General features: G+C 66.7%; 7 protein-coding genes. 4 read left to right on the plus strand and 3 right to left on the minus strand.

Annotated elements, in window-relative coordinates:
* Window positions 1-119 precede the first annotated feature (119 nt).
* The 3 genes from ACIPVK_RS21255 to ACIPVK_RS21265 all read right to left on the minus strand — a co-directional run bounded on the left by ACIPVK_RS21255 (window position 120) and on the right by ACIPVK_RS21265 (window position 3,889).
* A complete protein-coding gene (locus tag ACIPVK_RS21255) occupies window positions 120-1,100 on the minus strand; it encodes a hypothetical protein (protein WP_407613979.1) in 981 nt (326 codons plus the stop codon).
* A 255-nt stretch (window positions 1,101-1,355) separates the two neighbouring features.
* Window positions 1,356-1,604, minus strand: coding sequence for an SCO4226 family nickel-binding protein (locus ACIPVK_RS21260; protein WP_407613980.1), 249 nt, complete (start codon window positions 1,602-1,604; stop codon window positions 1,356-1,358).
* 149 nt (window positions 1,605-1,753) lie between these two features.
* Window positions 1,754-3,889: a RecQ family ATP-dependent DNA helicase gene (locus ACIPVK_RS21265; protein WP_407613981.1), complete on the minus strand. Its 2,136-nt coding sequence runs from the start codon at window positions 3,887-3,889 to the stop codon at window positions 1,754-1,756.
* 78 nt (window positions 3,890-3,967) lie between these two features.
* On the opposite strand from ACIPVK_RS21265, the gene manB reads away from it, so the two are divergent.
* From manB to ACIPVK_RS21285, 4 genes are all read left to right on the plus strand, one after another.
* Complete coding sequence (gene manB / locus ACIPVK_RS21270; RefSeq protein WP_407613982.1) at window positions 3,968-5,497, plus strand: phosphomannomutase/phosphoglucomutase; 1,530 nt, start codon at window positions 3,968-3,970, stop codon at window positions 5,495-5,497.
* Window positions 5,494-5,976 carry a hypothetical protein gene (locus tag ACIPVK_RS21275; RefSeq protein ID WP_407613983.1) on the plus strand — a complete coding sequence of 161 codons (483 nt, stop codon included), beginning with the start codon at window positions 5,494-5,496 and terminating at the stop codon, window positions 5,974-5,976. Before manB ends, ACIPVK_RS21275 begins: the two co-directional genes overlap by 4 nt.
* A gap of 155 nt (window positions 5,977-6,131) precedes the next feature.
* The gene (locus ACIPVK_RS21280) at window positions 6,132-6,578 is read left to right on the plus strand and encodes an RrF2 family transcriptional regulator (RefSeq protein WP_407613984.1); all 447 of its coding nucleotides are present in this window, start codon (window positions 6,132-6,134) and stop codon (window positions 6,576-6,578) included.
* A 176-nt stretch (window positions 6,579-6,754) separates the two neighbouring features.
* Window positions 6,755-7,885: globin domain-containing protein (locus ACIPVK_RS21285; RefSeq protein ID WP_407613985.1), on the plus strand; the 1,131-nt coding region annotated here is incomplete at its 3' end.

A 7,885-nucleotide genomic window follows, 5' to 3' on the forward strand; every position in this document is an offset into this window, starting at 1 on the left:
AATCGATTCGCCGGCGAATCGATTCGGCCCAACAAGAAATCGCGTGCAGTTGGCCCCCGGGGGGAACCCTCTGCACGCGACCATTGGATCTCGTTCGGCGGCCTGACCGCCTGCGGCCTCTACTTGTCGCCGTCGCCGAATGCATTGAGCAGGGTGCGGACCATCTCGTCGGGAAGACCCGTGTGTCGGACAACGATCGTCGTGGCCTCGTCGAGTTCGCCCATGCGCAAGTGATCCAACAATTCCGTGCGTTCGGGCTCCACGAGGTCATTGATGCTGAATCTCACCGCACCGTCCGGGCCTTGTCCCTCGAAGCTGAAGTCCGCGATGTTTGCTGTCGGGGTCTTGCCTCCGCCCAGCGGGGACGCCGCCAACATCCGCAGGACCTCCTCCTGATCCAAGCCGGAGTGCTTGGCGATGAGCGCCGCGGCCCCCGGCAGGTCCTCGTCACGGACCAGCGACAGGAACTGGTCGTATTCGGCAGGCGGCAAGTCTTCGCTGGCGAACTCGCGGGATTCCCCGTCAACCATGTAGGCGACCTTGAATTGCGTGGAGGTCCGCTCCGATTCGCTGCCAAATTCCTCGGCCCACTCACTCGGCACAACCCAGGGGTCGTCGGTGCTTGCCGCGCCGTCCACCGGATCCTGCGAAGCTGCTTCCTGGGCCGGAGGGACGGGATTCTGCTGGACGGGATTTCCGGCTGCCGCGCCGGGTGCTTGCGGCGCGGCAGCCTCGGGTTCTTCGGCTTTCGCGGTCTGGCGTTCGGCCTCGAGCTGCTGGGCAATCGTGGGGCCGTTGGAAGGCTCCTTGCGGATCTGGGGGAAACGCTCCAGGCTTCGGACCGCAATGATGCTGGCCTTGTACCCGGCACCGGTCATGGCCTTGTAGTTTTGCACCGCGGCCATGAAATCACCCTGTGCCAAGGACTTGTAGACGGCCCGGTGGCCCTCTGCGGTCAGCCGCTCGGCGGCCGATTGTGCCGATTCCGGGGTGATTGCGGCAGAAACCTCGGCCGAGTTCTTGATGCGCAGCCTCTTTAACCCGATCCACGCAAGTCCGAGAATGAGCAGCGGGACGACGACCCAAAGCAGAATTTCCATGTCTCTAGCCTACGGCCCCGTGAGACACAGTGCGGAACTTGGTGGTCGCAAGATTGTGCCGGTGGCGCCCAATTGCCCGTGCCGTCGGCGCCTTCCGCCCCGGCCTCCGGGCATCCACGGTTCGTGCCATTTCAATCTGTCCCCGGACACAAAAACGGGTCGCGTTGCCGCCGAATTTCGACGACAATACGACCCCCTTTTCCCCCCGTTCGGCATTTCCGATGCTCCGAGCCACCGTCGCATCGGAAACAGGACTCAGACGACCAACGGAACCTCGTAAATTTCGTCGGCCAAGTGTCCTGCGCGCTCGTGGATCCGCTGAACCGCTTCTTTCGAGGGCCCTTCGGAGAGGCAGAAAATCTTCCCGCTCTCCGGGTCCGCCCACGCCTTCTTGAATTCCACGTTTTCCTCGCCCTGGATGGCGAGATCGGCCGCGTGTGCAGCCTTGAGATCGGCCGCAGACAAACCCTGCATGTGGTTGTGTACGTCCATGAATTCGGCCATGACTTCTTCTTCCCTGGATGTAGGTGAACGCAAGAATGGGAACAGCGTTCGCCCCATTTTGACACCAGGCCTGCCTTGAAGGAAGAGAAGGGAAGCCGGTGTTTATGCCGTCCAGGATTTCCCGGAGCGGGCGGCAGCAGTTGCCCGGATCAGCCCGCCACTCCCAGCACAAACGGAAGCACCCCGGGGGCTCCGGCCACGCGCAGGATCCTGGCCGCTTCCGTCAACGACCACCGGCTGTCTGCCAGGTCATCGAGCAGCAGGACCGGACCCGGGGCGCCTGCCAGCTTTTCGGCCATTTCCGCGGGAACCACAAATTGGTCCCAGACCGCGGCAAGCCGGAAGGCGGAGTTTCCGCCCGAGCCGCCGCGCGGACCATGATCCCGGTATTCGAGCTGGCCCAGATATGGCAGCCTTCCGATGCCCGAAATGCCCTGGGCAAACGATCCCACCAATTGCGGACGGGTCCGCGACGGCATGGAAACCACGGCGACCGGCCGGGTGGACCATTTCCACTCGCTCAGGACCTTGACGCAGGCATCCAGCATGGCTTGTGAAATGGGCGCGTCCGGCTCGTCGGCATTTTCCAGCAATGCACGCAACCGGCCTCCCCAGCCCAGGTCGGTCAGGCGCGCCAGCGCCCGGCCGTCCTCGGCCTGGAACTCGGGCTTGATCTTGCCCTTGAGCTGCACACCAAGTTTCTCCATGCCGCCCGGGTACATCCGGCGTGCCTCGACCAGCGCGCCGACCCGGCCCAGCGCCGTCTGCGCCGAGTCCTTGGCCGATTCCTGGATATCGTCGCTGAACCAGACGCCTGCACAGTTGTCGCACCTGCCGCACGGTGCGGCGGCAGGGTCGTCCAGTGCCCTTGACAGGAATTCCATGCGGCAGGTCTTCAGGTTCTCGTAGTCGAGCATGGCGTTTTGCTCGGCCACGCGGGCGGCGGCCACGCGGGTGTAGCGTTCGGCGTCGTAGAACCACTGGGCGCCGGAGCGGATCCAGCCGCCGGACACCCTTTCCACCGCACCGTCCACGGCGAGCACCTTGAGCAGGAGCTCAAGCGGGGTGCGCTTGATGTTGACCCGGGCTTCGAGCGCGGGCACCGAGAGCGGCCCCTGGGTGGCGCCGAGTTCCTGCAGGACGGCGTGCGCCTTTTGTTCGTCGGGCATGGAACTGGTGGCAAAGTAGCGCCAGATTTCGCGGTCCTCCGGCCCGGGCAACAGCAGGACGTCGGCATTGATGCTGCCACGCCCGGCACGGCCCACCTGTTGGTAGTAGGCCACCGGGGAGCTGGGCGCCCCCACGTGGATGACGAAGCCGAGGTCCGGCTTGTCGAAGCCCATGCCCAGCGCGCTGGTGGCCACCAGCGCCTTGACCTCGTTGTTCTTCAGGGCGGTTTCGGCGCGGTGGCGTTCCTCGGTGTCGGTGCGCCCGGAATAGGCCAGCACCCGGTGGCCGGCCTCGGCCAGCAGCCGGGTGATGTCCTCGGCCGCGGAGACCGTCAGCGTGTAGATGATGCCCGAGCCGTGGAAGTCGTTCAGGTGCGTGAGCAGCCAGGCGAATTGCGAGCGCGGCGAGGACAGCCGCAGCACGCCCAGGCGCAGGGACTCGCGGGCCAGCGAACCGCGCAGCGTGAAGACGTCGGCGCCGCCCACGGCCAGCTGCTCCTGCACGTCGTGGACCACCCGCTCGTTGGCGGTGGCGGTGGTGGCCAGCACCGGGACGCTGCCGGGCAGCGCGTGGATGAGGTCCTTGATGCGGCGGTAGTCGGGGCGGAAGTCATGGCCCCAGTCGGAGATGCAGTGCGCCTCGTCGATCACCAGCAGCCCCATCCGGGCAACCAGTGCCGGCAGCTGGGTGTCGCGGAAAACCGGGTTGTTCAGCCGCTCCGGGGACACCAGCAGCACGTCCAGCTCGTCGTTGTCGAGCTTTTGGGCAATGGACTGCCAATCCAGGGCGTTGGCGGAGTTGATGGCCTCGGCCCGCACCCCGGCCCGGGCGGCGGAGGCGACTTGGTCGCGCATCAAGGCCAGCAGCGGGGAGACGATCAGCGTCGGTCCGGCACCGCGGGCGCGCAGCAGCAGCGAGGCCACGAAGTACACGGCGGACTTTCCCCAGCCGGTGCGCTGCACCACCAGGGCGCGTCGTCCCCCGGCCACGAGGGCCTCGATGGCCTCGAACTGGCCTTCGTGGAACTCCGCGTCGTCCCGGCCGACCAAGGAACGCAGGATGGAAGTGGCAGCGGAGCGCAGGTCCGAATCAATGCTGGGTGTGTAGGCGTCCATGGACCCCAGTATTCCAGTGTCCACCGACACTTGCCCGCACCGGCGGGAATCCACCCCCTATGGAACTACTCACCTTCGATGACCCAAATCCGCGCGGTGACGCGGCAAGCGGATAAGCTCGATGCTGTGAGTGTGGAAATCGATCTTTCTGAGTCCTTCAAGGCCTACGACGTGCGCGGCATTGTCGGGGCCACCATTAGCGCCGAGGCGGTCGAGGCCATCGGCGCCGCATTCGTCGACGTGTTGGGCCTGGCCGGCCAGGACGTCCTGGTGGGCGGGGACATGCGCCCCTCCTCCCCCGAGTTTGCCGCCGCCTTCGCGCGCGGGGCCGCCTACCGCGGCGCCAACCCGAAGATGCTGGGGCTGATTTCCACCGACGAGCTCTACTTCGCCGCCGGGTCGCTGAACAGCGCCGGGGTGGTGTTCACCGCGAGCCACAATCCCGCCGCCTACAACGGCATCAAGATGGCCAAGGCCGGCGCGGTGCCGGTGTCATCGGACACCGGGCTCTTCGACATCCGCGACCTGGCCCAGAGCTACCTGGACGAGGGCCTTCCGGTGTCCACCGAGGCACCCGAGGGCACCATCACCGAGATCGACGTGCTGGCCGGCTACGCCGACTACCTGCGCGAGCTGGTGGACCTGACGGGCATCCGCCCGCTGAAGGTCGTGGTCGACGCGGCCAACGGCATGGGCGGGCTCACCACCCCCGCGGTGCTGGGCGACACGCTGCTGCCCGGGCTGCCGCTGGAGATCATCGAGATGTACTTCGAGCTCGACGGCACCTTCCCCAACCACCCGGCAAACCCGCTGGAGCCCGAGAACCTGCGCGACCTGCAGGCGGCGGTGCTCAAGCACGGCGCGGACATCGGCCTGGCGTTCGACGGGGACGCGGACCGCTGCTTCGTGATCGACGAGAAGGGCCAGCCGGTCTCCCCCTCGGCCATCACGGCGCTGGTGGCGGTGCGCGAGATCGCGCGCGCCCAGGCCGCCGGCGAGGACACCCCGGTCATCATCCACAACCTGATCACCTCCCGCGCCGTGCCCGAGGCCGTCACCGCGGCCGGCGGCCGCCCGGTGGTCACCCGCGTGGGGCACTCCTTCATCAAGGCCGTCATGGCCGAGCAGGGTGCGGTCTTCGGCGGGGAGCACTCCGCCCACTACTACTTCCGCGACTTCTACAACGCCGACACCGGCATGCTGGCCGCGATGCACGTGCTGGCGGCCCTGGGCCACCAGGACTCCCCGCTGAGCGAGTTCGCCGCCGAATACGAGCCCTACGTTTCCTCCGGCGAGATCAATTCCGAGGTCGAGGACAAGGCCGGGGCGGTCGCCCGGGTGCTCGAGGAGTTCGCCAACGGATACGACCTCAACGACGAGCACAGCGGCTTCGTCTGCCCGCCATGCCACCCGGACCTGGCGGACCGCGAGACCATTGTGAGTACCATGGACGGGACGACCGTGACGGCAGCCGATGGCTCGTTCTGGTTCAACCTCCGCCCCTCCAACACCGAACCCTTCCTCCGCTACAACGGGGAAGCCATTGACCGCAAGACCATGGAACTCGTCCGTGACGGAGTTCTGGATATCGTCAGGAGCAACGCATGAGCACCCCGGAAAACAAGATCACCGAACTCGACGCCGCCGCACAGGCGGAGCTGAACAAGGTCCTGGGCACCGCCCTGGGCGTGGCCCGCGAGCAGCTGGAGGAGCAGGGCGTGTTCCTGCCCTTCGCCATCGCCGTTGAACCTGCCACCGAAGAAAACGCCGAGCCCGAGCTGCGCCTGCTGGCCGTCCAGCCCACCGAGGACCTGGACGACCCGGAAGCCGACATCGACGCCGAAATCATGATGAAGGACCTGGTCCAGCTGTTGGCAGACCAGCGCGATTCCTTCAACGCCGTCGCCTTCGTTTCGGACGTCACCTTGCTGGACGACGGCATGGACGCCGTCCACGTGCTCGCCGAACACCGCGACGGCGCTTCGATCGCCATTGTCCAGCCGTACACCGCGCCGGACCCGGAAACCGGGATCTGGGAATTCTCCGAGCCCAGCGCCGAGGGCGGCCAGATCCAGGTCTGGGCCTAGTCCCCGACAGCCTTCCGGCCTGTGGCCCGGAACCCCTCAGGGGGTTCCGGGCCACAGGTCTTTGCGCTCGCACCCGGGAGACCGCGGTGCGGCGTCGGTGTCTCCCCTGTGCAGCCCGGCACATCCCACGGCACCGCGGTCCAACACCTGCGAGAATGGAACACGTGAAACTCAGCGCCTTTGCAGACGTGTGCCTGCGCACCTTGATGTTTCTCGGCTCCCGTCGCGACCAACAGGTCACCACCAAGGACATCGCCGAGCAGATCGGCGTGCCCTACAACCACGTGGCCAAGGCCATTGTGGAACTGCGCAACCGCGGCGCCCTGGACGTGGCGCGCGGGCGCTACGGCGGTTCGCAAATCACCGACCAGGGCATGCGCCTGCGCGTGGGCACCCTGATGCGCGACCTCGACGGCCGCGAGGATGTCGTCGACTGCATTTCCGAGGCCGGCGCACCCTGCCCGCTCCTCGCTGCGTGCAAGCTGCGCGGCGCCCTGCGACGGGCCCGCGAGGCGTTTTATGCGGAACTCGACCTCATGAGCGTCAACGATCTCACGGCAACTTCCTCCGGCACGCGGCTGCCCTTCCCCACGCTTCCGTAACCGCCCGAGGCCGGCAGGTCCCGGCGGCGGAGCCACGCTTGCCCGCCCCGGAAGGACTGCGTGCTCCACGAATGTGGCGGCCGATTTGCATCTGACTTCTACCCACTGTAGAAATGAATTATCAATCTTGCATATTTCATGCAAGATAACGTTCCCCCTTCGTCAGGAGCCACCAGATGCTTTCCGAGAAGTCCCGCCCGGTCATCGAGGCCACGCTGCCAATCATTGGCGAGCGCATTTCCCACATCACCCCCAAGTTCTATGACCGCTTGTTCGCGGCCCACCCGGAGCTCCTGGACGGAACCTTCTCCCGTGCCAACCAGAAGAACGGCGCGCAGCAGCAGGCGCTGGCCGGATCCATTGCCGCTTTCGCCACCCACCTGGTCAACAACCCCGGCACCCTGCCCGAGGCAGTCCTCGCCCGCATTGCCCACAGGCACACCTCGTTGGGCGTCGTCGAGGCGCAGTACCCGACCGTGTACGAGCACCTCTTTGCCGCCATCGCGGAGGACCTGGGCGATGCGGTGACCGCCGAGGTCGCCGAAGCCTGGACCGAGGTCTACTGGCTCATGGCCGATGCCCTGGTCAAGATCGAGAAGGGCCTCTACAAGCAGCAGGCCAACGACAAGATCTGGACCGACTGGAAGCTCGAGTCCAAGGTGGCCGCGGGCTCCGGCTCCATCACCTTCCGCTTCGTCCCGGCCGACGACACCCCGGTCACCGTGGCGAAGGCCGGCCAGTTCGTCTCCGTCCGCGTCCCGCTGCTGGACGGCTTGCGCCAGTGCCGCCAGTACACGCTCAGCGACGCCGTCACCTCCACCACCGAACGCGTGATCACGACCAAGTTCGACGGAGGCGGCGAGGTTTCCCCGTTCATGCACGGGCACCTGGATGTCGGGGACGTCGTGGAGCTTTCCAACCCCTACGGCGACCTGGTCATCGACACCACCGGTGCCCCGATCGTGCTGGCCACCGCAGGCATCGGCTGCACCCCGAGCGCCTCCGCGCTGGCCACGCTCGCCGCAGCAGGCTCGGACCGCAAGGTCCTGGTGCTTCATGCCGAGGCCACCGAGGACGCCTGGGCGCTGAAAGAGCAGATGCGCGAATCGGTCCAGGCGTTGCCCAACGCCGAGATGAGGCTGTGGCTCGAGGACATCAACGCCAAGGCCGCGGACACCGAAGCCACCGAGGGCTACATGTCCCTGGCCGGCCTCGATCTGCCGAACGATGCCCGCCTGTACCTGTGCGGCCCGCTGCCGTTCATGCGCGCGGTCCGCTCGCAGGCCATCGACGCGGGGATCCCCGCC

Source organism: Paeniglutamicibacter sp. MACA_103 (assembly GCF_045798555.1).
GTDB lineage: Bacteria > Actinomycetota > Actinomycetes > Actinomycetales > Micrococcaceae > Paeniglutamicibacter.